Here is a 25961-nt window from a genome sequence, read left to right as displayed (position 1 = left end):
ATTCTGGAGAATCGAATGAAAATCGTAAAGAACACCGTCGTGTCGGTCGCTTACAAGCTGTCGGATGCGCAGGGCAATCTGATTGAAGAAAGCGACGAGCCGATGGTCTATCTGCACGGCGGCTATGATGGCACGTTCCCCAAGATCGAGGAAGAGCTCGACGGCCACGAGGCCGGCTTCGAGACCCAGATCCAGCTCGAGCCGCAAGACGCGTTCGGTGAGTATGATCCCGACCTCGTGAAGATCGAGCCGCGCGATCGCTTCCCGGAACCGCTCGAAGTCGGCATGCAGTTCGAAGGCACGCCGGAAGAAGGCGACGAAGACCTCGATTCGCTCGTCTACGTGGTGACCGACGTCGCGGAAGACAAAGTCGTGCTTGACGGCAACCATCCGCTCGCCGGCATGGCGCTGCGCTTCGCGCTGACGGTCAAAGACGTGCGTCCGGCAACCGAAGACGAAATCCAGCACGAACATGCGCACGGCGCTGACGGCCTAGAAGTCCTCGACGAAGACGAAGACGACGAAGAAGACGGCAAGTCAGGGCCCACGCTGCACTGAACTGGCCGGCGCACCGGGAATGCCTGGCGCACCCGGTGCGCTTGTTGATGTATGAGGCAGGGCGGTCGAGGCGGGAGCATTCCCGTTTTCGTCCACCGGCGCGTGGCGTTGCTGATCCAGTTGCTGTTGGTCCAGCTGCCTCTGATCCAGCTGCTTTTGATCCAATTGTGGCTGCCCCGGCATCTGCAACAAAGGCGGCAACTCCGAAGCGGGGCCAAGCGCCGGTACAGTCGGCATCGACGCTGCCGGCTCCTCATGCGTTGGCGCCGGTTGCGCCGTGGGCATCGGCATCTGCTTGGGCACGTCGCGCACACTTACGCGGAACGGCGGCTTCTTGCCGAGATCCGCTTCAATTCGAATCCACTGGTTAAGACGATCATGCGGCGCAAGCGCGACACGCGTGAGATTCGTTACCAGCATCCCCTTGTCATTGCGTAACGGCTGATCGATCACGAAGCCGGCGCTCGCGCGCTCGTCGTCGCAATGAATCAGCAGCACCGGTCCGTGAAAAATCTGCGCGAGTTTGACAAGGCTGCGTTTGAATTCCAGAAAGCCGTCCCGGCGCGCGTTGCGCGTAAAGCGCAGCCATGCGAAACGGTCAGGCCGTTCGTAACGCTCCGCCTCGGGATCGCCCTGAATGAACACGACAATCGCGCGCGCGTCGCGCCGTTTCGCGTATTCGGCGGCATGTTCGAGCCAGAACGCGTTGGCGATCACACGATCTTCGAATTCGCCGTTGCGCCCGCCCGCCGTCAGATAGTGATTGTTAGGACTCGGCGCATTCAGGCCGACGAAAACCGTATCGCCAACTTGCCAGCGCACGTTCTCGCGAAACGGGCGAAAGCGCGACACCTCGCTTTCGCGCGTCAACGCGATCGGGTTCTGGCCCATCGACGTGGCGTCGCCGAACAGCGTCTGGCGCAGCTGATCGAGCCGTTCGACCGGATCGAAGCCGCCGGCCTCGGCGGTGCCGCAGTCGGTCCAGTCGTGTTGGCCCGGAATGAAGAAGAGGGCGGGCCGCGACGTTTCGAGCAGCGCGTGACGCCGTTCGTATAACGCGTCGCGGCAAGCTTCTTTCGCGCCCTTCAGGTTGCCGTCGTAGACGACGAAAGATATCTCGCGGTCACGGCCGATCGCGTCGATCAGCCGTTGTGTCGGCGCTTCGTCCGCGGGACTTTGCATCGTGCCGGCGATGATCGCGAACTCGAAACGCGCTTGCGCATGTGCGAGCCGTATACCGCCGCCCGCAAGCGTCAGGGTCAGGGCAACGGTCAGCGCCGCGCAAAGTGTGCGCGGGCGCTGCGAGGGCCTTCGTGTGTCAATGATCCGCATCCGGCGCGGCGGCCAGGTCGTGCAGTTCGTACAGCAGATCGAGCGCTTCGCGCGGGCGCAAATCGTTCGGGTCGATTGCGCGCAGGCGCTCGACGAGTGCCTGCATGGCCGGCGCCGGCGCCGCCGCCGCCGTGCCTGGCTTGACGTCGGATTCGTCGTCGGCGTCTTCGAGCAGCATTGGCATGGGTGCCGCGAACAGATCGAGTTGCGGCGCGGGCTGCGCCGCCGATTGCTGTTCGAGATGCGCGAGATGCTTGCGCGCGGCGCGAATTACCGCGTTCGGCACGCCGGCCAGTTGCGCGACCTGCAGACCATAGCTCTGATTCGCCGGCCCTTCGCTGACCGCGTGCAGGAACACGATGCCGTGCCCATGCTCGACCGCCGACAAGTGAACGTTGGCCGCATGCGGAAACTCGGCGGGCAACTGCGTCAACTCGAAGTAGTGGGTCGCGAACAGCGTGTGGCAGCCGTTGTGCGCGAGTAGATGCCGCGCGATCGCCCACGCCAGCGCGAGACCGTCGAAAGTCGAGGTGCCGCGGCCGATTTCATCCATCAGCACGAGGCTTTGCGGCGTCGCATCGTTCAGGATCGCGGCGGCTTCCGTCATCTCGACCATGAAGGTCGAACGCCCGCCCGCCAGATCGTCGGCCGCGCCGATACGCGTGAAGATGCGGTCGATCGGCCCGAAGGCGGCGCGCCGTGCCGGCACATAACTTCCCACATACGCGAGCAACGCGATCAACGCGGTCTGCCGCATGAAAGTCGACTTACCGCCCATGTTCGGGCCGGTGATCAGCAGCAGTTTGCGCTCCGGCGTGAGCGTGCAGTCGTTGGCGATGAACTGCTCGACCTGCGCCTCGACGACCGGGTGGCGGCCCTGTTCGATTTCGATGCCGGCGGTCGGCGAGAACGTCGGTGCGACCCAGTCGAGCGCGCGAGCGCGTTCGGCGAATGCCGCCAGCAGATCCAGCTCGGCGAGCGCTGCGGCAACGCGCTGACAGTCCGCGATAAACGGTAGCAGCGCTTGCAGCAACGCGTCGTACAGCGAGCGTTCGCGGGCCAGCGCGCGCTCCTGGGCGGACAGTGCCTTGTCCTCGAAGGTTTTCAGTTCAGGCGTGATGTAACGCTCGGCGTTCTTCAGCGTCTGACGGCGGCGGTAGTCGTCCGGCACCTTGTCGGTCTGGCCGCGCGTGACTTCGATATAGAAGCCGTGCACCTTGTTGTACTCGACGCGCAGATTGCCGATGCCGGTGCGTGCCCGTTCGCGCGTTTCGAGGTCGATCAGGAATTGCCCGCAATTCTCCGAAATATCTCGCAACTCGTCGAGTTCCGCATCGTAGCCGCGCGCGATCACACCGCCGTCGCGCACCATCGCGGCGGGCTCCTCGGCGACCGCAAGCTTGAGCAGTTCGACACATGCTTGCGGCGGTTCCAGCGACGCGTCGATGCGCGCCAGCGAATCTGCATTAGACGAGATGATCGCGAGCTGCGTGCGCAGTTCGGGCAACGCAATGAACGTATCGCGCAGACTCGACAGATCGCGGGGCCGCGCCGACAGCAGCGCCAGACGCCCAGTGATTCGTTCGATATCGGAAATCTGCCGCAACGCGCCGCGCAGCGAATCGACGCTCGCGCCGGCCGGCGCGTCGAGCAATGCGCCGATCGCCTGTTGGCGCGCTTGCGCAATCGCGGCCTCGCGCGGCGGATGATGCAGCCAGTGACGCAACAGGCGGCTGCCCATCGTCGTGCAGCAGGTGTCGAGCAGCGAACACAGCGTTGGCGATTCAGTGCCGCGCAGCGTTTCCGTGAGTTCGAGGTTGCGACGGGTGGCGGGGTCGAGGCCGATGTATTCGGATTCGTATTCGACTTTCAGGCTGCGCACATGGCGCAATTGCTGACCTTGCGTAGCCGCCGCATACAGCAGCAACGCACCGGCCGCGCCGCATGCGCTTGTCAGCGAATGCGCGCCGAAGCCGTCGAGCCCGGCTACTTCCAGCTGGTCGCACAAGCGTTGCGTGCCCGACGCGATATCGAAGTGCCACACCGGCACGCGGGTGAGGGCTCCGGCATTGACCGGCGGCTGCCAGCTTGCGGAGTCGGCAGACGTATCGGCCACGAGGATTTCCGCGGGACGAATCCGCTCGAGCGCGGCGGCGACCTGATCTGGTGCGACTTCCGCGAGGCGCAACGCGCCGCTCGCCAGATTCAGCCACGCGAGCCCGACGCTGGTCGCGACGCCGCGGCGGTTATGCGCGACGCACATCGCGAGCAGGTAGACGTCATTCTTATCCGACAGCAGCGCGGCATCCGTCAGCGTGCCCGGCGTGACGACTCGCACCACTTTGCGCTCGACCGGACCTTTCGAGGTGGCCGGATCGCCGATCTGTTCGCAAATCGCGACGGATTCGCCGAGCTTCACGAGCTTGGCCAGATACTGTTCGACCGCGTGGTGCGGTACGCCCGCCATTTTGATCGGATTACCCGCCGATGCGCCACGCTGCGTCAGTGTTAAATCGAGCAGACGTGCGGCCTTTTCCGCGTCTTCGAAAAAGAGTTCGTAGAAGTCGCCCATCCGGTAGAACACCAGCGTGCCCGGATGGTCCGCCTTGATGCGTAAATACTGCTGCATCATTGGCGTGTGTTGTGCGACGTCATTGGCCGCTGCGGTTTGAATGCCCATCCTCGGTGTCTTTTTGCGTTAGCTGTTCAGGGCGTGAGTTTAACCTGCCGGCGCGGTGAACGGACCCTGGCCGAACGGCCAATCCGTATCCCAAAGCGCGCGCCGTTACGCGAAATTTCGCACCGTCACTCTTCGACCAGCGCCCGCATGTCCACCGTGCGTTCATTTACCGCGCTGCGCCGTTTCGCGAGCCACATCATGAACGTCACGAAGCTGCCGAAGACGACGATGATCCATTGCGCCGGCATCTTCGCCGTCAACAGCAGCGCGTAGGCGCCGAGCATCAGCAGCACGGCCAGATTCTGGTTGAAATTCTGCACCGCGATCGAATGCCCGGCGGAGAGCAGCGTCGCGCCGCGGTGCTGGAGAATCGCGTTCATCGGCACGATAAAAAAACCGGATAGCGCGCCGAGCAGGATCATCAGCGGATAGGCGAGCAGGATATAGAACGGCGCGACGTACGAGCCGATGCGGATGCCTGCACCCGCGGGAAACAGGTCCTTGTTGTAGAACGCCACGGCGATCGCGACCGCGCCGGTGAGAATGCCGACCGGCAGCACACGCAGCGAGCGGCGCAAGGGTATCCATGCGGCCGCGGCGGCCGCGCCGACTGCAATGCCGAGACCCGTGACGCCTTGCATCACCGCCGCTTTGGACAGCGACAGCCCGAGGTTCACGTTGGCCCATTTGAGCACCAGCAATTGCAGCGTGACCGCGCCGCCCCACATCAGCGTCGTCACCCACAGCGCGATCTGCGCGAGCTTGTCGGCCCACAACACGTTGAAGCAGTTCACAAAGTCGCCGACCAGCTTCTTCGGCTCCGTCAGACGGTTCGGATAGCGTGCGCCGGTATCGGGAATGAAGATGTTGATCGCGGCGGCGATCGCGTAGGTCACCATCACCGCGAACATCGCCAGATCGGCGGCGGAGCGGATCAACGGCAGATGTGCATGCGCGACGAATTTCTCCGCGAAGGTGCTGATCAACGCGCCGCCGACCATCGTGCCGACGATGGTCGACAGCACCGTGGCCGACTCGAGCCAAGCGTTCGCCTTGACGAGTGTTTCGGCGGGCAGCAATTCCGTGAGAATGCCGTACTTGGCCGGCGAATAGGCGGCCGCGCCGAAGCCGACCACGCCGTACGCGATCATCGGATGAACGCCGGCGATCATCATCAGGCAGCCGCTCGCCTTCAGCGCGTTCGAGATGAACATTACGTGCCGCTTTTGCATTGCATCGGCGAACGCGCCGACGAACGGCGCGAGCAGGACGTATGAGACGGTGAAGAAAATCTGCAGGAGGGGCGTGACCCAGGCGGCCGAGCGGATCACCGACAGCAACGCGATGGCGGCGATCAACAGTGCATTGTCCGCGAGCGACGAAATGAACTGCGCCGCGATGATTGTGTAAAAGCCTTTTTTCATGAAGCGGATTGGAAGCTGCGCGGCACTCGCGCGCAAAGCGGGGCGGTGCAAAAACGTGCGCCACACACCTGATCTTTCGAGGCGCGCCGGCGCGGCTTCCCGCTTTGTAGCACGAACGCCCGCCGCATGCAGGCGCGCCAACAAAAAAGCGGCCGAAGCCGCTTTGTCGTGCTATCTGGGGCCGGCGCGCAATCCGCCGGACAACGGGCCTTAGGCCGGCTTCTGGCGGGTACGGCTGAAGCGCGACAGGATAGGGATCATTTGTGCATACACCTTCGGATTGCCGGCGACGATTTCGCCCACGTGCAGGAAGTCCGAGTCGCCCGTGTAGTTGCCCACCAGACCGCCGGCTTCCGTGATCAGCAGGCTGCCGGCGGCGACGTCCCACGGACTCAGACCCTGCTCGAAGAAGCCGTCCATGCGGCCCGCGGCGACGTTCGCGAGATCCAGCGCGGCAGCGCCCGGACGGCGCAGGCCGGCACAAGCCTCGGTCATTTCGGCGAACTGGCGGCTATAGGCTTCGATGCCGTCCTTTTCGCGGAACGGGAAGCCCGTGCCGATCAGGCCGTCGGCCAGACGGTCGCGCTTGGCCACGCGGATCCGGCGGTCGTTCAGGTACGCGCCGCGGCCGCGCGAGGCGGTGAACAGGTCGTTGCGGGTCGGATCGTAGACCACCGCCTGCGACACGACGCCCTTGTGCGCGAGCGCGATCGACACGCAGTAATACTGGAAACCGTGAATGAAGTTGGTGGTGCCGTCGAGCGGATCGATGATCCACTGAAATTCGGATTCGTTATCCGACAGACCGGATTCTTCGGCGAGAATCGCGTGATCGGGGTAAGCGGTCTTCAGCGTGTCGATAATCGCCGCTTCAGACGCTTTGTCGACCTCCGTGACGAAATCGTTGTGCTGTTTCTTGCTGACCTGGAGCAGATCGAGGTCGAGCGACGCGCGGTTGATGATCTGTGCTGCGCGGCGCGCGGCCTTCACAGCGATATTGAGCATGGGATGCATGAGCCTGGATCCTTGTGCCGGGGCAGCTCGGCTGCTTGCCGGTAAATGAGCGATGAATGAGCTGCAATTAAGCGCGAACGACGCGCAAACTGAGCGCAAACTAAACGCGGAAACAACACGGAACGCACGTCCGATACAGGACCTGGTGCGCATTCCGCCGACGGAGACAAATTGAATAAGAACGAGGCGCTCGTACGAAGACGGCGCGAATTTTGGTATTTTACCTGAGTCCGGGACGCTCCGGCAGCGCACGCGGCATTGGCTGCGTTCGTGCACCCAGCGCGTGCGATTCGGAGCCGGCCGCGGTTGGCGCTACCATACGCGTTCTTTCAGCTTGCCGAATTTCATCGTGGACCACACCCACCATTCTTCCGATCCTGCTGTCATGGATCTGCGCGGCGGTTTCACGTCGACCCGCTTCGTACTCGTCGAACCGAGTCATCCCGGCAACGTGGGGGCGGCGGCGCGCGCGCTGAAAACCATGGGTTTTTCGCGCCTCGTGCTGGTGTCGCCGCGCGTGCCGCACGTGCAGAGCGATCCGGAAGCCATCGCTATGGCGAGCGGCGCCGATGACGTGCTGGCGTCCGCGCACGTCGTGCCGACGCTGGCCGATGCGTTGAACGGCGTGCATTGGTCGATCGCGCTGACCGCGCGGCTGCGCGAATACGGGCCGCCGCAACTGACGCCGCGTGCTGCCGCAAGTGTTGCGCGCGAGCATGCGGTACACGGCGAGATCGCACTCGTGTTCGGTAACGAGCGCACCGGTTTGTCGAACGAGGACGTCGAACGCTGCAGCGCGCTCGCGCACATTCCGGCCAATCCGGCCTACAGTTCTCTCAATCTGGCGCAGGCCGTGCAGGTGCTGTCGTATGAATTGCGCACGGCGTACCTTGCCGCGGACGACGCCGTGCCCGCGGTGGTTCAGACACCCGCGGGGCAGGGCGAGCCGGTCGGTGCACGGGCGGCGAGCGACGAAATCGAAAGCATGTACGCGCATTTGGAAAGTGCGCTGGTCGCGCTCGATTTTCTCGATCCCGCCAATCCGAAGAAGCTGATGTCGCGGCTGCGGCGGCTATTCGCGCGTTCCGGGCTGGAGCGCGAGGAAGTGAACATCGTGCGCGGCATCGCCAAGCACATTCTGCTGAAGACCAAACGCCCGGGTGGCGACGACTCTTAACCAGGCCATCGGGCTATCGGGCTGTCGAGGCATCGGGACATCGAGGCATCGAGGCATCGAGGCATGGGCCATCGGGCCATCGAGGCATCGGGCCATTGGGCCGCCGGGCCGCAAGCCCAGGATGCGGGCGGCAACTCGATGCACCAAAGAGCGGCCTGACCAACGGCCCCCGCGACGGCCCCCGCGACGGCCTTGCGCCCCTGCCGGCAGCGTGGGCTTCCGGCAAGTTCGGCGCAATCGACCTACAATCGCTCGAAACGTTCTAAGCAAAGCTGCCGCTCTGCTATGCGGCAGGCATCCGTCGCGTGCGGTTTGTCCGCGTCGACGGTTTTCTCCCCTACAACCACATCCCTGCCATGTTCACGAGACTTCGCGAAGACATCGCCACGATCCGCGAGCGCGATCCCGCCGCCCGCAGCGCCTGGGAAGTCCTCACGTGTTATCCGGGGCTGCACGCACTCGTGCTGCACCGGCTCGCACATGCTTGCTGGCGCGCAAAGCGCCGCTGGCTCGCGCGTTTCATCTCGCAGATGGCGCGCTTCATGACCGGCATTGAGATTCATCCGGGCGCGACGGTAGGCCGCCGCGTGTTCATCGACCATGGGATGGGCGTCGTGGTCGGCGAAACCGCGCAAATCGGCGACGACTGCACGATCTATCAGGGTGTGACGCTCGGCGGCACCTCGCTCACGCGAGGCGCCAAGCGTCATCCGACGCTCGAGCGCGGCGTAATCGTCGGCGCGGGGGCGAAGGTGCTCGGCGGCTTTACGATCGGCGCGGACGCGAAGATCGGTTCGAACGCGGTAGTCACCAAACCGGTGCCGGCACGCGGCACAGCGGTGGGCAATCCGGCGCGGATTATCGTCCCGGCGGGCGCTGCCACGGCTTCCGCCGAGGCGGGCGCGTCCGCGAACGGCGCGGGGCGCGAGTCGAAGGCCGCTCCGGAACGCAGCGCGTTTTGTGCGTACGGCATCACGCCGAACGCGGACGATCCGGTGTCGCTGGCGATTCACGGGCTGATCGATCACGCGGCCACGCAGGCTCAGCGTATCGATGAAATCGTCGTCGCACTGGAGCGGTTGGGGAGCAGCCTGGAAGGACTGCAAGGCGCCGATGCGGCGCTGCTCGATCTGCGGCGTCTGTCGGACGCGATTGCAGGAAAAGTCGAAGGGTCGGTGGCGGAGCGCTAACGCGCTTGCCCTGATGGCGTGCTTCAGGCTCGTTTCAATCGAGCGGCAATGCCCGGATTCCTTCCGCGTCGATCCGCAGATAACCGCCACGGCGCGCGCCGTGGTCGAGATCCCAATCGGGCAGGACCCAGCGCGTGCCGCCCGGTTCGCGATGCCGTGCCGGCCGATGCGTGTGCCCATGAATGATCGTGGCCGTTTTCGTCGACTTGAATAGCGCCGCCACGGCTTTCGCCGTTACGTCGTACTTTGACGAAACAGGGCGCGAGCGACCTTCTTCGCTCTTCGAGCGCATGCGTTCCGCGAGCGCCCGGCGCCAGCGAAACGGCCACGCGAGAAACAGTATCTGCGCGACACCGCTGCGCGCAAAGTGCCGAAACAGCTGATAGCCGTGATCGGCTGTACACAGCCCGTCGCCGTGCGCGAGCGCAATGCGCGTGCCGAATGCGGTGATCACGAACGGATCGGGTAGCCAGATTGCGCCGGCCGCTTTCATGAAACGCTTGCCCAGCAGAAAATCGCGATTGCCGTGCATGATGTAAAGCGCAATGCCGCGCTCGGACAGCGTGTGCAGCAAGGCCGCCATGCGCGCCACGAACGGTTCGACGAGCATGTCGTCGCCGATCCAGTACTCGAACAGATCGCCGAGAATGAAGACCGAATCCGCCTGCTCGGCGGTGACGCGGACAAAGTGTTCGAACGCGGCGACCGTGCGCGGGATCGCCTCGCTCAGATGAATATCGGAGAGGAAAAAAAACGGGCGTGCGGCGTGCGGGCGTTTGCCCTCGCCAGGCACGCCCGCGGCGACGCTTCGCAGCGGCGTTTCTTGCAGCATTGAAGGTGCCTGATATCAGTTCAAACTTCGGTTCAAACGAGCCGACCTTAGTCGACGATCACTGCTTTCTCGATCACGACGTCGTCGACCGGCACGTCCTGATGGAAGCCCTTCGAGCCGGTCTTCACCTTCTTGATCTTTTCGACGATGTCGAGCCCTTCGACCACCTTGCCGAACACGGCGTAGCCCCAGCCCTGCGGCGTCGGCGACGAGTGGTTCAGGAAGTCGTTGTCGTTCACGTTGATGAAGAATTGTGCGGTTGCCGAGTGCGGGTCGTTCGTGCGAGCCATCGCGACCGAGCCGGTCACGTTCTTCAGACCGTTGTTCGCTTCGTTGGTGATCGGCTCGGCCGTCGGCTTCTGCTTCATGCCGGGTTCGAAGCCGCCGCCCTGGATCATGAAGCCGTCGATCACGCGGTGGAACACCGTGTTGTCGTAGTGACCCGCCTTCACGTAGTTGAGGAAGTTCTCGACCGACTTCGGCGCCTTTTCAGCGTCCAGTTCGAGTTTGATGACGCCGTGGTTCGTGTGCAGTTCAACCATGATGGAATCCCTTGATGAATGAACGGGGTGGATAAAAGGCGCGGCGCGCCGTCACATGAAATGACGGCGGGCCGCGCCGGAGCGTAGATCTGGCGCTTGCCTGTTGTTGTGCGCTTACTTGCCGACAACCGTTGCCGACTCGATCACGACTGCCTTTTGCGGCACGTCGCTCATCGGCCCGCGCGTGGTGGTGGGCGTGCCCTCGATCTTCTTCACGACGTCCATGCCGCCTGTGACCTTGCCGAACACCGCGTAGCCGTTGCCGTCCGGATTCGGATAGTCGAGACCGGCGTTGTCCACCGTGTTGATGAAGAATTGCGCGGTGGCGGAATTCGGATCGCTGGTGCGGGCCATGGCGAGCGTGCCGACGGTGTTCTTCAGGCCGTTACGGCTTTCGAGAGGAATCGGCGCGCGCGTCGGCTTTTCGGCGAAGCTCTGGGTATAGCCGCCGCCCTGAATCATGAAGCCGCGAATCACACGATGAAAGATCGTGCCGCTGTACTGGCCGGATTTCACGTAGTCGAGGAAGTTGGCGACAGTCTTGGGCGCCTTCTCAGGATACAACTCGACGCGGATGTCGCCTTCCGATGTCTTGAAGAGGACAGACGGATGCGCGGCTTGCGAGCCGGACTGGGCAAATGCGGGTGCGTTTGCGATCAGGGCGGCGCTGCCGAGCGCCAACATCAACCATTTCATGAAAGTCCTCAGGGTTGGAAAAAACGTATTGGCGAAAACGGTGGCGGGCCTAGTTCGACGGCGCCATGTAGGGCGGCATGGCGAGCGAGCCGTTCGCGCCGCCGAACTGGAAGCTCGGCGTCTCCGTCATGTTCGACGTGGCGCGTCTGGTGTAGTCCTCGCCGGGGGTGACGGCGGCTTTCTTCGCAGGCGGCGTTTTCGTTTTGGGCGGCGAGACGATCTTCTCGATGTCGGCGAGGCGTTGCGAGGTCGTGGCGCTCGCCTTGCCGAGGCCTTGCGCGCGGCGGTACGCTGCGTCGGCCATACGCAGATACAGGTCGCCGAGATTCTCGTAGGCGAGACCGTAGCCCGGATTCACCTTGGTCGCCGTTTCGAGCGCGGCGCGGGCTTCGGCATAGCGGCCGTGTTTCGCATAGAGCGCGGCGAGGTTGTTGTACGGCTCGGGCAGTTCCGGATACAGCTGCGTCAGCTCCGTGAACGCGGCGATCGCTTCGTCGTCGCGATTCAGGTGGGCCAGCACGGTGCCGCGCTTGAATTTGGCCTGCGCGTCGTGCGGATTCGACGCGATGCGCGCGTCGAGTTGCGTCAACGAGGCTTCCCAGTTCTTCTGCGCGATCGACGCGTCGATCTCCGGCGTGTTGTCGCGCACAGCGGGGCCTGTCGGCAGCGTGCCGGCTTTCTGCGCGTACGCGGCAGTGACCGGCAAGACCGTGAGGGCGAGGCCGAGAGTGGCGCCGAGGGAGACACTCCTCAAGGCCGTCGCGGCGAGGGTCGCAGCGCTGCGCGCGCGGCCACTGGAAGGTTTCATAGGCTCAGGTCTGGATGTTATACTCCGAGCCATTCTAACAAAAGGTCTGCGCGTTCCGTCGAACCGCCGACTGTCTTTTCGCCACTCGTGGTCGTCTCCGCCTTGATCGCAGTCTGACCGCCGCACCAGGTGCACCGGTTTGCTGCTGTGCTTGTTGCTGTATATGACGCTCCCGCCAGTGTGCCTGTGGGGCGCGGCACACGCGAAACAGCACGAAACACATTGCGGATTTCTTTCGGCCCACGCACCGTTCTCTATGGAATCACTGCGCATCTACAACACGCTCGCGCGTGACAAGCAAACTTTCGTGCCGCTGCAAGAGGGCGTTGTACGGATGTACGTCTGCGGGATGACCGTGTACGACTATTGTCACGTCGGTCACGCGCGGGTGATGGTCGTGTTCGATATCGTACAGCGGTGGCTGCGCACGCTCGGTTACGAAGTGACCTATGTGCGCAACATCACCGACATCGACGACAAGATCATCCGGCGCGCGGTGGAGAACGGCGAGACGATCAAATCGCTGACCGATCGCTTCATCGCGGCGTTGCACGAAGACGCGGATGCGCTCGGCATCGAGCGGCCCGATATCGAGCCGCGCGCCACCGATTTCATTCCGCAGATGCTCGGCATGATCGAGAGGCTCGAAGCGAACGGCTACGCGTACCAGGCGAGCGACGGCGACGTGAATTACGCGGTGCGCAAGTTCGCCGGCTACGGCAAGCTCTCGGGCAAGTCGCTCGAGGATCTGCGCGCGGGCGAACGCGTCGCGGCGAACGACGCGAAGCAGGACCCCCTCGACTTTGTGCTTTGGAAACAGGCGAAGCCGGACGAGCCGGCCGACACCGGCTGGGATTCGAAGTACGGCCGCGGGCGCCCCGGCTGGCACATCGAATGCTCGGCCATGGGTTGCACGTTGCTCGGCGATCGGTTCGACATTCATGGCGGCGGTCAGGACCTGCAGTTTCCGCACCACGAGAACGAGATCGCGCAGAGTGAAGCTGCGACCGGACAAACGTTCGTCAATTACTGGATGCACAACGGCTATGTGCAGATCGACAATGAGAAGATGTCGAAGTCGTTGAACAATTTCTTTACGATCCGTGAAGTATTGGCGCAGTACGATGCCGAGGTCGTGCGCTTTTTTATCGCGCGTGCTCATTACCGTTCGCCGCTAAATTACAGCGATGTGCATATCGACGACGCCCGCAACGCCCTCGCGCGTTTGTACACGGCGCTGAAGGACGTCACGCCGGACAGCGCGGAGCTCGACTGGAACGAAGCGCACGCGCAGCGTTTCCAGGCGGCAATGAACGACGACTTCAACACGCCGGTGGCGGTATCGGTGTTGTTCGAACTGGCAACGGAAGTAAACCGCACGCGCGACCCCGCGTTGGCCCGTCAATTGCGCTCGCTCGCGCAGGTGATCGGACTGCTCGGCCGTGATCCGCGTGCGTACCTGCAGCAGGCGGCGGGCAGCGCTGCCGAGGGCGCGCTCGACACCGCCGCGATCGAAGCGAAGATCGCCGCGCGTGTGGCCGCCAAGCAGGCGAAAGATTATGCGGCAGCGGACCGGATTCGAGCCGAATTGCTCGAGGCCGGCGTTGCACTTGAAGACAAACCCGGCGGGTTGACCGAGTGGCGGCGCGTGTGAGCGCACCTCGTACTTCCCTTTGATCGACTCGCCAGGCAGGAGGCAGGATGGCAACGGCCACGAAGACGCCGGCTAAACGAGCCGCGTCTCAAACAAACGCAGCAGCCGCAGCAAAATCGACCAGGACGTCGACTCGCGCGGGCAGCGGTGCGGTAAAGAAAGCATCGTCGAAATCCGCCGGGGTGGCGGCAAAGACCGGCGCGACTGTGGTGAAAAAAACCACGGTCAAACGCGCGCTCAATGGCGCGTCGGCGCACGCGCCTGCTTCGAAACGCGCGAAGGCGTCCCGCGCCAAAAGCAACGGCGCATCGCCGGCTGAACTCGCGGGCGACGAGCAGGAACTCGCGCGCGACGCCCACGAGGGCGAAGTCGTGCGCAAGACGCGCGCGCCGGCAACCGCGGGCGGCGAAGCGAAGAGCGCCAGCGAAATCGCGGTGCCGGTGCAGATCGGCGGCCTCACGCCTGAGGTCACGCGCCCGGCGTATTGGGACAAGGCGTGTGCCGACCTCGTCAAACGCGACCGCATTCTGAAAAAGCTGATTCCGAAGTTCGGCCCGGTGCATCTGCTGAGCCGCGGCGATCCGTTCGTCACGCTCGCGCGGTCGGTGGTGGGGCAACAGATTTCGGTGGCGTCCGCGCAGGCGGTCTGGGCTAAAGTCGAAAGCGCGTGTTCGAAGCTCGTGCCGCAGCAGTTCATCAAGCTCGGTCAGGACAAGCTGACCGCGTGCGGACTGTCCAAGCGCAAGGCCGAATACGTGCTCGATCTCGCGCAGCATTTCGTCTCGGGTGCGCTGCATGTAGGCAAGTGGACCTCGATGGAAGACGAGGCGGTGATCGCCGAGCTCACGCAGATTCGCGGCATCGGCCGCTGGACCGCGGAGATGTTCCTGATCTTCAATCTGTCGCGTCCGGACGTTCTGCCGCTCGACGACTTGGGCCTGATCCGCGCGATCAGCGTCAACTACTTTAGCGGCGAGCCCGTCACGCGCAGCGAAGCGCGTGAAGTTGCGGCGAACTGGGAGCCGTGGCGCACCGTCGCCACCTGGTATATGTGGCGTAGTCTCGATCCGTTACCGGTCGACTACTGAAAAACAAGATTCGATACGTGTGAAAAACTATCAACTGTTAAAAATTGATAGTTGAGAGATGGTTTTGACATCGGCGAGCGCGGTTAGAATACGCGCTGCCGGTAAGTCCAAGGATTACAACCAATGAAGACCACCTTTCTGGATTTCGAACAGCCGATCGCTGAACTCGAAGCGAAGATCGAAGAATTGCGCTTCGTGCAGGACGATTCGGCCGTCGATATTTCGGAAGAAATCGAACGGCTGTCCAAGAAGAGTCAACAGCTCACCAAAGATCTCTATGCGAACCTCACGCCGTGGCAGGTTTCGCAAATCGCCCGTCATCCGCAGCGTCCGTACACGTTCGATTATGTGAACGAGCTGTTCACCGACTTCCACGAACTGCATGGCGACCGCCATTACGCGGACGACCTGTCGATCGTCGGCGGCCTCGCGCGTTTCAACGGTCAGGCCTGCATGGTGATCGGTCATCAGAAAGGCCGCGATACGAAGGAGCGCGCGCTGCGCAACTTCGGCATGCCGCGCCCGGAAGGTTATCGCAAGGCTGAACGGCTGATGCGTCTGGCCGAAAAATTCGGCCTGCCGATCTTCACGTTCATCGACACGCCGGGCGCTTACCCTGGCATCGGCGCGGAAGAGCGCGGCCAGTCGGAAGCGATCGGCCGCAATCTCTATGTGATGGCCGAACTGAAGACGCCGCTGATCGCCACGATCATCGGCGAAGGCGGCTCGGGCGGCGCGCTGGCGATCGCTGTCGGCGACAGCGTGCTGATGCTGCAATTCTCGACCTATTCGGTGATTTCACCGGAAGGCTGCGCATCGATTCTGTGGAAGAGCGCCGCGAAAGCGCCGGAAGCCGCGGAAGCGCTGGGCTTGACCGCGCATCGTCTGAAGGCGCTCGGTCTGATCGACAAGATCGTCAACGAGCCGCTCGGCGGCGCGCATCGCGATCCGAAGGGCATGGCCGCGATGTTGCGCCGTGCGCTCGCCGATTCGCTGCGCCAGTTCCAGGGCATGAGCATCAACGACCTGCGTCAACGCCGTTTTGAACGGTTGATGTCGTACGGCAAGTTCAAGGAAACCACGCCGGGTGCGTAAGCCCGCGCGCGTTTTCTTTCGTCATCCGGCGCTCAACGCGCTAACGACGTGAATCCCACCGCCGAATCTCCCGCCGACCGCCTCGTTCTCGAGGCAGTCGGCGTGGCGCTGTCCGCGTTGCCTGCGGATGCACGCATTGCGATCGCGTTCAGCGGCGGCGTCGATTCGAGCGTGTTGCTCGATGCGGCGGCGCGTGTCGCTGGGGCGTCGCGTTGCGTGGCGCTGCATGTGCATCACGGGCTGAGCGCCCACGCCGATCAATGGCTCGCGCACTGCGAGGCGTTTGCGCAGGAACGTGGCGTCGAATTTGCGGCGCAGCGTGTCGAGGTGTCGCGCGACGCGGGCGTGAGCGTCGAAGCGGCGGCGCGCGACGCACGTTATCGCGCGCTGGACGCCCTGTGCGCGACGCGCGGCATTCACACGCTCTGGCTCGCCCAACACGCGGACGACCAGGCGGAGACGGTGCTGTTGCAACTGCTGCGCGGCGCCGGGCTAGCCGGCCTTGCGGCGATGGCGCCCGAGTACTTGCCGGCGGGCGCGTCCGCGGCGCGTGTGCGGCCTTTGCTTCATCTGCTGCGTGCACAACTCGAGCAATATGCACGCGCACGCGATCTGCGCTGGATCGACGACGAATCGAACGCGGATACACGATACGCGCGCAACGCGTTGCGTCACGACGTGACGCCTGCGCTGGCGGTCCACTTTCCCGGTTTTCGCGACGCGCTCGCGCGCACGGCGGCGCATGCGGCGGCCGCACAGCATCTGCTCGACGAGCTGGCGCGCATCGACATGAACACCGCGGCCCGCGACGAAGGCCGCGCGCTCTCGCAAGACGCGCTGCTCGCCCTCGACGACGCTCGCGCGCTCAATCTGCTGCGCTACTGGTTACGTACGCTGGGTAGGGTCGCCGCATCCACCGCGCGTCTGACCGATGCGTTGCGCCAGTTGCGCGAAGTCGGCGAAGCAGGTGAGGGTCATGCTCTGCGTGTCGATCATGCGGGACAGGCGCTGCGCAGCTATCGCGGCCTGATCTACTGGGAAGCCGGCGCAAGCAGCGAACCTGCCGACGAAACCGCGCTCGCCACGCGCGTTGTCAGCCAACTCGCGTGGCAGGGCGAATCGATCTGGCGTTTGCCGCAATGGCGCGGCACCTTCGTGTTTGCCGAAATCGCTGTCGAAGCCGATGGCGCCCTTGACGAGCCCGACGCCGTTCCCATCAGCGTTCTGAGCCGCGCATTGCTGAGCGCGCGTTCGCGCAGCGGCGGCGAACGCATGCGCGCGAGCGGCGCGCAAAAGAGCCCGAGCCGCACGCTGAAGAACCTCTTCCAGGAGCGCGGCGTGCCCGCCTGGAAGCGCGATGTGCCGCTGCTTTATGTCGGCGACGAACTGCTGTTCGTGCCGTTGCTCGGTGTGAATCGCGCGGCGTTGCACGAACAGGCGGATCCGACCGAAGCGCGCATCAAGATCGTCTGGCACGACGATCTGCTGATCGCTTGACCGACCGGTCCGGTCGGACGTTCGCGTCAGCTATCTCGGGAATGCCCCAAATAGGGCGCAAAACCAGAGTGGATAAGCCTTTTCAGCCCTTATTCCAGCCGTTTTGGCTTGTCTTTTTGCGCTCGATCGGGTACGTTAACTTGTTTGCCCGACCCGCTTTTGCCGTCGCTTTTTGACGTGCTGCCGATTGTGTTCCGTAGTTTCCGGTAAGCCATTAGCGATCATTCACGGGCAAATCCGCGCGTGCTGCACGCGCGCTGCATCTCGCCGCCACACACCTTGCCGTCGTTCCAGAAACGTTGCGCTGTTGTGCTTGTGTGCGGTCGTCTCCAGCGCGCCAGCGCGGTTTCTCCTCCAGTTCAGAACGACAATGGCACTCATCGTACATAAATACGGCGGCACCTCGATGGGCTCGGTCGAGCGCATCAAGAACGTCGCCAAGCGCGTCGCGAAATGGCACAAGGCTGGCCACAAGATGGTCGTCGTGCCGTCGGCGATGTCCGGCGAAACCAACCGCTTGCTCGGTCTCGCGAAAGAAATCACGACTCAGCCGAGCCCGCGCGAACTCGACATGATCGCCGCCACCGGCGAGCAGGTCAGCTCGGGACTGCTGGCGATCGCGCTGCAGGAAGCCGGCGTCGAGGCGGTCAGCTATGCCGGCTGGCAAGTGCCGGTCAAGACCGACAGCGCGTTCACGAAAGCGCGCATCAACGAAATCGACGGCGAGCGCGTGCTGCGCGATCTCGACGCGGGCAAAGTGGTGGTGATCACGGGTTTCCAGGGCATCGACCCTGACGGCCATATCACCACGCTCGGCCGCGGCGGTTCGGATACGTCTGCTGTCGCAGTCGCCGCCGCGCTGAAAGCCGAAGAGTGCCTGATCTACACGGACGTCGACGGCGTCTACACGACCGACCCGCGCGTAGTGGAAGAAGCGCGCCGGCTCGATCGCGTGACGTTCGAAGAAATGCTGGAAATGGCAAGCCTGGGGTCGAAGGTGTTGCAGATCCGCTCGGTGGAATTCGCCGGCAAATATCAGGTGAAGACGCGCGTGCTGTCGAGCCTGACCGATCCGCTCATCCCGCTCGAAGCTGAAATGAAGTCGGGCACCCTGATTACTTTTGAAGAAGACGAGACCATGGAAAAAGCAGTCATCTCGGGCATCGCGTTCCAGCGCGACGAAGCTCGCATTGCCGTGATGGGTGTGCCCGACAAGCCGGGCATCGCGTATCAGATTCTCGGCCCGGTGGCGGACGCGAATATCGACGTCGACATGATCATCCAGAACCAGAGCGTCGAGGGCAAAACGGCCTTCACGTTCACGGTCGGCCGCGGCGACTATCAGCGCGCCATGGAAATCCTCACGAACCAGGTCAAGGGTCACGTGCAGGCCGAGCAGGTGCTGGGCGATCCGAAGGTGTCGAAGGTATCGGTGGTCGGCGTCGGCATGCGTTCGCACGTCGGTATCGCGAGCACGATGTTCCGCACGCTGTCGGAAGAGGGCATCAACATCCAGATGATCTCAACCTCCGAAATCAAGATTTCGGTGCTGATCGACGAGAAGTACATGGAGCTCGCCGTGCGCGCGCTGCATAAGGCGTTCGAACTGGATCAGGCGTAATTTGCAGTAAAGGATGAGGCGGACAAGAGCGCCTCATCCGCGCATGTGTGCGCTATGTGCGCGTTCTCGCGTGTGCTCTTGCGTGTGCTCTTGCGTGGTTAACGCGCGGCCAATGCGAAAAAATTGCGTGGCGATGACAAACCTGGCACAAAAAGTGTGCGGTAGACATTGACCTCTGCGGTTCGGCCCGCTATTATCTTGGCTTCGTCGCGCTGACTCCCTGCGCGACCGAAAGTTTGGGAGACGTGGCCGAGAGGTCGAAGGCACTCCCCTGCTAAGGGAGCATCTGGGCCAAAACCTGGATCGAGGGTTCGAATCCCTCCGTCTCCGCCAGAAATGGTAGAGAGAACCCCGCAGAGTCTAGGCTCTGCGGGGTTTTGTTTTTTTCGGCTCGCAATATACCTACTTCACCAGGAAGGCCGGCTCGCCGCCGGCAGCGATCAGAACGCGTGCCGCAATCCCACCATGCCGACGAACTGTGACGGTCCTGAGGACGGCGTCGTATTCTGCGAGTCGCCGACCACAGCCACAGCGTCCCTAATACTCGTTCCCGTGCTGCCCGCCGCGACCAATGTCTTGCCCCGCGCATGCTGATACGCCTCCAGCGCGTACAAGGTGGTGCGGGTGGACAGGCTATAGGTCTGCTCGAGCGAAATCTGGTGATAGCGCGCCGGATCGCTGATGCCATTCGCTTTGCTTGCCTGTGTGTAGCTGTATCCGGCGCCGACAATCACGGCCGGCGTGATCCGGTAGGTGGTAATCACGCCGTACGTGTTGAACGCGCCTTCGTTGGCGAACAGCGAGCTGGAGCCCGGCGTGTACTGCACGTTCGAATAGTTCACGCCGACCATCAGGTCTTCATGGGTGTAGCGGGCCGCTGCAGCGAACAGCTGCGCGCTGCGTGCCGTCGCATAGCCGCTGTTCACCGGCGAGTTGACGGCGTAGCTGCCGAGCGCCTGGCTCGTTGCGATGTCTTTCAGTTTCACGTAGCCTGCGGCGATCGAAAAAGGCTTGTAGTCGTAGCGAAACGCCGCGCTGAAATGGCTGCCGTTAGCCACGCTGCCGGGGACGCCGCCGAGGCCGTACTGCGCGCTGACCTGCAAGCCCGCGATGTTCGGCGAAAGGTAGGTCACCGAATTGTTGAGGCGCAGCGTCGTGTCGAGAGCGTCGAGGTCGCCGGGGTGCGCGCCTGTCGCGCCCGTCAGCACACCTGTTGGTCCGAGTGCGCCGACCATCTGGAAGTAGGGCGTGTACTGGCGGCCGAGTGTCACCGTCCCGTATTTGTCGTTGCTCAGCCCGACGTATGCCTGTCGGTTGAAAATGAAACCTGAGCTACTTTGCGCGCCGGTCAGCGAGTTGAAGCCGCTTTCGAGCCGGAAAATCGCCTTCGTGCCGGCGCCCAAGTCCTCCGCACCTAGCAGGCCGAACTTGCTCGCCTGCAGGTTGCCCTGGCTCATGTAGAAGTTGGAGTGTCCCTTCTGGTTGCTGACATAGGCGAAGGCGTTATCGACGACGCCGTATAACGTGACGCTGCTTTGCGCCGACGCGCCTGCCGACAGCAACGTGCCCGCAACGGGCAGGCATGAGAGAACGAGTGTGCGTGTACGTGAGCGCTTCAATGAGGTCATGGCTTGCGGGTCTCCGGATTGGATAGGCGACCTTTGTCCTTCAGGTCGGTTATTCAGGGCTTCTCAGTAGGTCATGGAAATCGTCAGGCAGCGCCAGCCGTCGGCCGTGTGGTCGGCCAGTAGCGCACGGCCATCGCAGACGGCCTGGCGCACTTCGTCCGCCGGCACGAGGATCCGGATTTCCGGCTGCGGCTGCTGCGTCCAGCCTTCGCGCTCGACCGAAATGCGCAAGGTGCTCGCATCGCTCGTGATCGTGACATTCCAGCGGCCTTGCGCGCCTGTGCGCCAGGCTTCGCTTTCGCCATCGTCTTCGACGCAGCCGCCGCGAGCGGTATCGGCGCCTGCGAACGGCACAGCGATGAACGCGCGCTCATCGGCGGGACGGCTGAAATGTTGTTCAGCAACGTTCAGCGGAATCACGCTGCCTTCCCGCAGCAAGACGACCGGTTGATCAAAGGGCGCGTGCAAGCTCACCGTCTGGCCGCCGTCAAACGCTTCGCCGCTCCAGTACGACACCCAGCGCGCGCCTGCCGGCAGATAAACATCGCGTGTCGACTGGCCTGCCTCGACGACCGGTGCGACCAGCATCGACGAACCGAGCATCATGTCGTCGCCGTCGGCGAGACAGCGCGGGTCGTACGGAAACTCAGCGAACATCGGGCGCAATACCGGCTCATACGCGCTGTGCGACTGCCATAGCAACTCGTACAGATAAGGAATGAGCCGGTAGCGCAGTTTGATCAGGCTGGCTACCTGTTGCGTGACTTCGGGATACATCCACGGTTCGTTGACCGTGCCGTCGTCGTTCCACGAATGAATGCTGAAGCGCGGCAGGAAGATACCGAAGGCAACCCACCGCGCGAACAGTTCCGGACCGGGCGCGGGGCCGGAGAATCCGCCGATATCGTGGCCGCTGTTCGATACGCCGGACATCGCGAGCCCGAGACCCATCTTCAGGTTGTAACGCAGCGTTTCCCACGACGTGTAGTTGTCGCCGGACCACGTCTGTACATAACGGTGCATGCCTACGCCGCCCGAGCGGGACACGAGGAACGGCCGCCGGTCGGGGGCGTGTTCGCGCTGCGCGTCTCGTGACGCGCGCATCATCAGTTGCGTTTGCAGCACCTTCGCCTGATGCGCCGGATACGGCTGGCCGAAGCCTTGGGCCATCGCATCGGGCGACCAGATCTCGAACTCGTTGTTGTCGTTCCAGGTCGCGGCGACGCCGTGTTTCAACAGGCTGTCTTTCACGCGCGCCTTCCACCATTCGATGGTGTCTGGATTCGTGAAGTCCAGATACGCGCCGACTTCGTCCCAGAATTGCACCCACGCCGGATTGCCGTCGTGCGATTCGATCAGCAGGCCGGCTCGCGCCGCTTCGTCGAACGCCGGATGATCCTGAAGCAGACACGGCTTGATGTTCGCGCACAGGCGCACGCCATGTTCGAGATAACCCTGCACGAAGCGGTCGATATCCGGAAACTTCTCGTGGTTCCAGTTGAACACATAGCGCTTCGCACCGATCGACGTGTAGCCCGACGAAAGATGGAACGAATCGCACAACACGTCGTGCTCGCTGCATCGTTCGATGAATTCGCCCATGCGGTGCTGCGCATCGGGCGCGTCGGTATAGCTCATCGTCGAGCCGGAATAGCCCAGCCCCCATTTCGGCATCCACGCCGGCCGTCCGGTCAACCACGTAAATCGTCGTACCGCATGCAACGGCGTATCCGCCGACGCGATGAAGTAGTAGTCGAGATCGCCATGCTCGGCGACAAAGTGCCGGTAGTGCCCGTGATAGTTGTCGAGCTCGCGGCCCATGTCGAAGCGGCAGTCGGCAAGGGTGTCGTAGAACAGTCCGAATCCCGTCGACGTTTCCGGTTGCCACGTCACGTAGAACGGGATGTGCTTGTAGAGCGGATCCGTAGTGCGTGCGCTATAACCCATTGCGTCGATGTTGCGCATTTCGTAGCTCTGATTCGCGCGATCCAGCGAACCGGCGCGCTCGCCGAGGCCGACGTACATTTCGCCGCGACGGCGCTCGATGTAGTGATACACGCGCGCGTCCCACCAACCGAAGTTGTACGCCTGCGTTTTCCGATCGCTCATCACGCGATGCCATGCCGCGCCGTGCAGGATCTCCCAGGAGCAGAATCCGCCATCGAGCTCGACCATCAGCCGGATGCGCGCCGTTTCGACGATGAGGTGGTCGACGTCGTTCGACACTTCGAATGAAGGCGGGGTGAAGCCGCTCATGTCGCGGCGGTCGCGGCCTTCGAGCGGAACGTCGTCCGCGCCCGGCGCGATGGCCCAGCTTCGCGGTCCGTGCGGCTCGCCGTCCGGCAGTACGAGCACGCGAATGATGTCGTCGGCGAGAACGAACAATTCGATTCGGGGGCTGGCGTCCGCGGTCAGCACGAGGTGGTTGCCGGTATGGGCGGACAACGAAAAGCGCGGCCGATGTTTCAGATTCCTTAATGAACTCATGATAGGTCTTGAAGTGAAGTCAGGCTGTGGTGCTGGCGCCGTTATCCACTTGACGCGGGCGCGAGTCGCGCGACACGCCGCGCATCAGGATCACCAGCAGTGTGGCGCCGATCAGGTCGAACGCGCCGAGGGCGCCGAATAGCGGCGTGTAGCCGATCGAATCGGCCAGCGCGCCGACGAGCAGCGAAAAGCCGAGGCCGCCGATCCACGCGGACATTCCCGCAAAGCCGGCCACGGTGCCGACTTCGCTGGGGTCGAACACATCGGCCGCGAGCGTATTGACGAGTGCCGAGATCATCTGATGCGCGAAGCCGCCCACGCAAAAGAGCGCGATCGCCTGATATGGTGAGGCGACCAGTCCGATGCACGCCGGACCGATCATCATGAAGGCGCCGAGCACGACACCCGCAATACGCGACCAGATCAGCGGCACGCGAAGATGCTTCATCAGGAACGGTGAAAGATAGCCGCCGAACAGCCCGCCGAGGTCGGCGGCGAGAAACGGCAGCCACGCGAATAGCGCGATCTGCTTCAGATCCATGTGGCGCTGGGTCGCGAGGTAGAGCGGAATCCAGAAACTGAAGGTTTGCCATGCGGGTTCCGCGAAGAAACGCGCTTGTGCGATAGCCCAGAACCGGCGCGTGCCGAGCACCTCGCGGATGCTGCGCCGCTGCTGCGTGGGCGGGGTTTGACCACGGACGATCGTCTCGCGCTCCGCTTCGCTGATACGCGCGTGGTCGGTCGGCGAACGATAGAGCACGTACCAGGCGGCAGCCCAGGCGAAGCCGAGCGCACCCGTCACGGCAAACGCGCTTTGCCAGCCATACCTCAAGGACAGGAAGACGACGAGCGGCGGAGCGAGCAGCGAACCGAGCGATGTGCCCGCATTGAAGTAGCCCACCGCCACTGACTTTTCGCGATTGGGAAACCATTCGGCGACAACCTTCATGCCGGCCGGAATGGCGACGGCTTCGGTCAGACCCATTAGCCCGCGTAACGCCGCCAGCGACAGCCAGCCGCTCGCAAAGCCATGCAGCACGCCGGTCATCGACCATAGGCAGGCGAACAGGGCAAAGCCGAGCCGCAAACCGATCAGATCGATGATGAGGCCGCATACCGGTTGCATCAGCGTATAGCCGACCTGAAACGCGCCGACCACATACGAATACTGCTGCGTGCTCATGTGCAGCAGTTTCGTCAACTCAGGCGCCATCACGCCGAGTGCATTGCGCGACAGATAGTTGACGATCGTCCCAAGGCACACGAGCGCAATGATCCACCAGCGCAAACCGATGATTGTTTTCAACTTTGTCTCCTACCCAATGTGTCTGCCGCCTGTCCGGTGGGAAAGGCAGGTATGCGCGAATTCGAACATTTCCCTGCTTTTTGTGTCAGTCATCGTATCACTTGGGTAGCACTGAACTACCAGGGAAAACCATGTAATAACGTGCTGATTGCTTTGAAATAATTCCGGAAACGGGCAATCTGCGCTGCGCAATATTCCTGAGAGGTCGGACGACTGTTCACTTTTGATTGTTGCGTAAATGTTCTTTCGAACACCAAATGTTCGTTTTACGTGAGTGAAGTTCGTGCGATCGATCGTGTGATCGGAGGTGGACGATTGCCGGGCAACGGCGACGCTATGCGATTGCGCGTGGCCCCTACGGGACGCGCCGCATCGGTTGGAGAGTGAGTAACGTGCTATTGCGGCGATAACGAAGTTGCATTCTGGCGTCTATCGGGAAGCTGTGATGCTTCGATATCCTATCGATTGCGGTGCGCCGATAATGCCGGCAGCGATGCGCCGCGGGTCGAGAAGCTGCCGCCTGGATTTCCTGCGGCATGAGAGGGGAGCGGACAGGATTGCTGCCCAGCACGCGCTCACTGTGAGTGGTGACTACTGGCGAGCATGCGCTCCCGGATCGCCATGCTTTTTTCACCAACCCTTGTCCTTTGTAACGAAACGTAACCGGGCGGCGAGTCACGCGATGTAGTGCATCAGTTATTACAAGCTTGAAATACGCGGGGCGCGACCTTGCGCTATATTTCGCCCAACAACACATTCCCAACAAGGGTGATCGATGAAGTCCGCTCGTTTTGTTCCACTTCTGCTCGGGGTTTTCGCGTTGGGCGCCTCAGGTGCTGCAATGGCCGGTGGGGTCAACATCGGTGTCAACATCGGCATTCCTGCGCCGGTTTATGTCGCTCCGGCGCCGGTCTATGCGCCGCCGCCTCCGCCCCCGCCGCCGGTCGTCTATCAGCCCGCGCCGGTGTATTACGGCGGCCCGGCCATCGTGATCGGCTGGCACGGCGACCGCTACTGGGATGGCCGCCGCTACTGGGCGCGTGACGACTGGTATCGCCGTCATCCGCCGGGCCGTTACGACTACGGTCGCGACCACTACGACAATCGTCGCGGCTGGCGCTAAGCCGCCGCTGGCGCTGCAGAACCGGCCTTCGTCGAACCAGATAAAAAAACCGCCCGGAATGAAAAGAGCGGTTTTTTTATTGCCCGTGACCCGTCCTGAAATGGGTTGACACTTTTTCCGCCCTTGGAAGGAGAGTCAATTGGAATCAGGGATCAAGCGTACACAGCGGGACTACAGCCTCGCCTTTAAACTGTCAGTGGTCGAACAGG

General features: G+C 62.9%; 21 protein-coding genes and 1 tRNA gene. 10 read left to right on the top strand and 12 right to left on the bottom strand.

What is annotated here, in order from left to right:
• Positions 1-15 precede the first annotated feature (15 nt).
• On the top strand, positions 16-558 hold the full coding sequence (locus DLM46_RS30690) for an FKBP-type peptidyl-prolyl cis-trans isomerase (protein ID WP_115106909.1): 543 nt from the start codon (positions 16-18) through the stop codon (positions 556-558).
• On the opposite strand, the gene DLM46_RS30685 is transcribed toward DLM46_RS30690, so the two are convergent.
• The 4 genes from DLM46_RS30685 to DLM46_RS30670 form a co-directional block, all read right to left on the bottom strand.
• On the bottom strand, positions 538-1890 hold the full coding sequence (locus DLM46_RS30685; RefSeq protein WP_115106908.1) for a hypothetical protein: 1353 nt from the start codon (positions 1888-1890) through the stop codon (positions 538-540). The genes DLM46_RS30690 and DLM46_RS30685 overlap by 21 nt on opposite strands.
• A complete protein-coding gene (mutS, locus tag DLM46_RS30680; protein ID WP_115106907.1) occupies positions 1877-4570 on the bottom strand; it encodes a DNA mismatch repair protein MutS in 2694 nt (897 codons plus the stop codon). The genes DLM46_RS30685 and mutS overlap by 14 nt, the downstream gene beginning before the upstream one ends.
• Before the next feature lie 125 nt (positions 4571-4695).
• A complete protein-coding gene (gene lplT, locus DLM46_RS30675; protein WP_115107085.1) occupies positions 4696-5994 on the bottom strand; it encodes a lysophospholipid transporter LplT in 1299 nt (432 codons plus the stop codon).
• 210 nt (positions 5995-6204) lie between these two features.
• The gene (locus DLM46_RS30670; RefSeq protein ID WP_115106906.1) at positions 6205-7008 is read right to left on the bottom strand and encodes an inositol monophosphatase family protein; all 804 of its coding nucleotides are present in this window, start codon (positions 7006-7008) and stop codon (positions 6205-6207) included.
• 349 nt (positions 7009-7357) lie between these two features.
• On the opposite strand from DLM46_RS30670, the gene DLM46_RS30665 reads away from it, so the two are divergent.
• Both DLM46_RS30665 and cysE read left to right on the top strand, forming a co-directional pair.
• On the top strand, positions 7358-8185 hold the full coding sequence (locus tag DLM46_RS30665; protein ID WP_115107082.1) for an RNA methyltransferase: 828 nt from the start codon (positions 7358-7360) through the stop codon (positions 8183-8185).
• Positions 8186-8541: 356 nt separating this feature from the next.
• Complete coding sequence (gene cysE / locus DLM46_RS30660) at positions 8542-9375, top strand: serine O-acetyltransferase (RefSeq protein ID WP_115106905.1); 834 nt, start codon at positions 8542-8544, stop codon at positions 9373-9375.
• A gap of 34 nt (positions 9376-9409) precedes the next feature.
• Here the strand turns inward: cysE and DLM46_RS30655 are convergent, their stop codons facing one another.
• The 4 genes from DLM46_RS30655 to DLM46_RS30640 all read right to left on the bottom strand — a co-directional run bounded on the left by DLM46_RS30655 (position 9410) and on the right by DLM46_RS30640 (position 12253).
• Positions 9410-10207 carry a UDP-2,3-diacylglucosamine diphosphatase gene (locus DLM46_RS30655; protein WP_115106904.1) on the bottom strand — a complete coding sequence of 266 codons (798 nt, stop codon included), beginning with the start codon at positions 10205-10207 and terminating at the stop codon, positions 9410-9412.
• Between the two features lie 47 nt (positions 10208-10254).
• Entirely contained in the window at positions 10255-10749 is a 495-nt protein-coding gene (locus DLM46_RS30650) for a peptidylprolyl isomerase (protein ID WP_115106903.1), read from the bottom strand.
• Positions 10750-10863: 114 nt separating this feature from the next.
• The gene (locus DLM46_RS30645; RefSeq protein ID WP_115106902.1) at positions 10864-11445 is read right to left on the bottom strand and encodes a peptidylprolyl isomerase; all 582 of its coding nucleotides are present in this window, start codon (positions 11443-11445) and stop codon (positions 10864-10866) included.
• A gap of 49 nt (positions 11446-11494) precedes the next feature.
• A complete protein-coding gene (locus DLM46_RS30640) occupies positions 11495-12253 on the bottom strand; it encodes a tetratricopeptide repeat protein (RefSeq protein WP_115106901.1) in 759 nt (252 codons plus the stop codon).
• 256 nt (positions 12254-12509) lie between these two features.
• Here DLM46_RS30640 and cysS point away from each other — a divergent pair, with 256 nt between their 5' ends.
• On the top strand, positions 12510-13907 hold the full coding sequence (gene cysS / locus DLM46_RS30635; RefSeq protein WP_115106900.1) for a cysteine--tRNA ligase: 1398 nt from the start codon (positions 12510-12512) through the stop codon (positions 13905-13907).
• 88 nt (positions 13908-13995) lie between these two features.
• Here the strand turns inward: cysS and DLM46_RS40620 are convergent, their stop codons facing one another.
• Complete coding sequence (locus DLM46_RS40620) at positions 13996-14136, bottom strand: hypothetical protein (protein ID WP_244306426.1); 141 nt, start codon at positions 14134-14136, stop codon at positions 13996-13998.
• On the opposite strand from DLM46_RS40620, the gene DLM46_RS30630 reads away from it, so the two are divergent.
• The 5 genes from DLM46_RS30630 (at position 14117) to DLM46_RS30610 (ending at position 19541) form a co-directional block, all read left to right on the top strand.
• A complete protein-coding gene (locus tag DLM46_RS30630; RefSeq protein ID WP_244306425.1) occupies positions 14117-14995 on the top strand; it encodes a DNA-3-methyladenine glycosylase family protein in 879 nt (292 codons plus the stop codon). The two genes, DLM46_RS40620 and DLM46_RS30630, sit on opposite strands and share 20 nt — an antisense overlap.
• A 123-nt stretch (positions 14996-15118) precedes the next feature.
• Positions 15119-16090, top strand: a complete 972-nt coding sequence (locus DLM46_RS30625) for an acetyl-CoA carboxylase carboxyltransferase subunit alpha (RefSeq protein ID WP_106313411.1) — start codon at positions 15119-15121, stop codon at positions 16088-16090.
• Between the two features lie 48 nt (positions 16091-16138).
• Positions 16139-17587: a tRNA lysidine(34) synthetase TilS gene (tilS, locus tag DLM46_RS30620; protein WP_115106898.1), complete on the top strand. Its 1449-nt coding sequence runs from the start codon at positions 16139-16141 to the stop codon at positions 17585-17587.
• Positions 17588-17957: 370 nt separating this feature from the next.
• Complete coding sequence (locus tag DLM46_RS30615) at positions 17958-19208, top strand: aspartate kinase (protein ID WP_115106897.1); 1251 nt, start codon at positions 17958-17960, stop codon at positions 19206-19208.
• A 239-nt stretch (positions 19209-19447) separates the two neighbouring features.
• Positions 19448-19541, top strand: a tRNA-Ser gene (locus DLM46_RS30610).
• A gap of 107 nt (positions 19542-19648) precedes the next feature.
• On the opposite strand, the gene DLM46_RS30605 is transcribed toward DLM46_RS30610, so the two are convergent.
• From DLM46_RS30605 to DLM46_RS30595, 3 genes are all read right to left on the bottom strand, one after another.
• A complete protein-coding gene (locus tag DLM46_RS30605; RefSeq protein ID WP_115106896.1) occupies positions 19649-20836 on the bottom strand; it encodes a porin in 1188 nt (395 codons plus the stop codon).
• 63 nt (positions 20837-20899) lie between these two features.
• Entirely contained in the window at positions 20900-23323 is a 2424-nt protein-coding gene (locus DLM46_RS30600; protein WP_115106895.1) for a glycoside hydrolase family 31 protein, read from the bottom strand.
• 19 nt (positions 23324-23342) lie between these two features.
• Entirely contained in the window at positions 23343-24629 is a 1287-nt protein-coding gene (locus DLM46_RS30595; RefSeq protein WP_115106894.1) for an MFS transporter, read from the bottom strand.
• A 775-nt stretch (positions 24630-25404) separates the two neighbouring features.
• Here DLM46_RS30595 and DLM46_RS30590 point away from each other — a divergent pair.
• Positions 25405-25752 carry a hypothetical protein gene (locus tag DLM46_RS30590; protein ID WP_115106893.1) on the top strand — a complete coding sequence of 116 codons (348 nt, stop codon included), beginning with the start codon at positions 25405-25407 and terminating at the stop codon, positions 25750-25752.
• The last annotated feature ends 209 nt before the right edge of the window (positions 25753-25961 follow it).

The organism is Paraburkholderia lacunae, from assembly GCF_003353175.1.
Lineage (GTDB): Bacteria > Pseudomonadota > Gammaproteobacteria > Burkholderiales > Burkholderiaceae > Paraburkholderia > Paraburkholderia lacunae.
Note: the sequence above shows the minus strand (reverse complement) of the source record. Positions and strands in the feature narration are given on the sequence as shown.

Excerpts from the sequence above, each read along its gene's own strand:
- DLM46_RS30670 (WP_115106906.1), bottom strand. The coding sequence starts at position 7,008 with ATGCATCCCATGCTCAATATCGCTGTGAAGGCCGCGCGCCGCGCAGCA.
- mutS (WP_115106907.1), bottom strand. The coding sequence starts at position 4,570 with ATGGGCATTCAAACCGCAGCGGCCAATGACGTCGCACAACACACGCCA.
- DLM46_RS30685 (WP_115106908.1), bottom strand. The coding sequence starts at position 1,890 with ATGCGGATCATTGACACACGAAGGCCCTCGCAGCGCCCGCGCACACTT.
- cysS (WP_115106900.1), top strand. The coding sequence starts at position 12,510 with ATGGAATCACTGCGCATCTACAACACGCTCGCGCGTGACAAGCAAACT.
- DLM46_RS30600 (WP_115106895.1), bottom strand. The coding sequence starts at position 23,323 with ATGAGTTCATTAAGGAATCTGAAACATCGGCCGCGCTTTTCGTTGTCC.
- DLM46_RS30645 (WP_115106902.1), bottom strand. The coding sequence starts at position 11,445 with ATGAAATGGTTGATGTTGGCGCTCGGCAGCGCCGCCCTGATCGCAAAC.
- lplT (WP_115107085.1), bottom strand. The coding sequence starts at position 5,994 with ATGAAAAAAGGCTTTTACACAATCATCGCGGCGCAGTTCATTTCGTCG.
- DLM46_RS30650 (WP_115106903.1), bottom strand. The coding sequence starts at position 10,749 with ATGGTTGAACTGCACACGAACCACGGCGTCATCAAACTCGAACTGGAC.
- DLM46_RS30640 (WP_115106901.1), bottom strand. The coding sequence starts at position 12,253 with ATGAAACCTTCCAGTGGCCGCGCGCGCAGCGCTGCGACCCTCGCCGCG.
- DLM46_RS30690 (WP_115106909.1), top strand. The coding sequence starts at position 16 with ATGAAAATCGTAAAGAACACCGTCGTGTCGGTCGCTTACAAGCTGTCG.
- DLM46_RS30590 (WP_115106893.1), top strand. The coding sequence starts at position 25,405 with ATGAAGTCCGCTCGTTTTGTTCCACTTCTGCTCGGGGTTTTCGCGTTG.
- DLM46_RS30655 (WP_115106904.1), bottom strand. The coding sequence starts at position 10,207 with ATGCTGCAAGAAACGCCGCTGCGAAGCGTCGCCGCGGGCGTGCCTGGC.
- cysE (WP_115106905.1), top strand. The coding sequence starts at position 8,542 with ATGTTCACGAGACTTCGCGAAGACATCGCCACGATCCGCGAGCGCGAT.
- DLM46_RS30605 (WP_115106896.1), bottom strand. The coding sequence starts at position 20,836 with ATGACCTCATTGAAGCGCTCACGTACACGCACACTCGTTCTCTCATGC.
- DLM46_RS30615 (WP_115106897.1), top strand. The coding sequence starts at position 17,958 with ATGGCACTCATCGTACATAAATACGGCGGCACCTCGATGGGCTCGGTC.
- DLM46_RS30625 (WP_106313411.1), top strand. The coding sequence starts at position 15,119 with ATGAAGACCACCTTTCTGGATTTCGAACAGCCGATCGCTGAACTCGAA.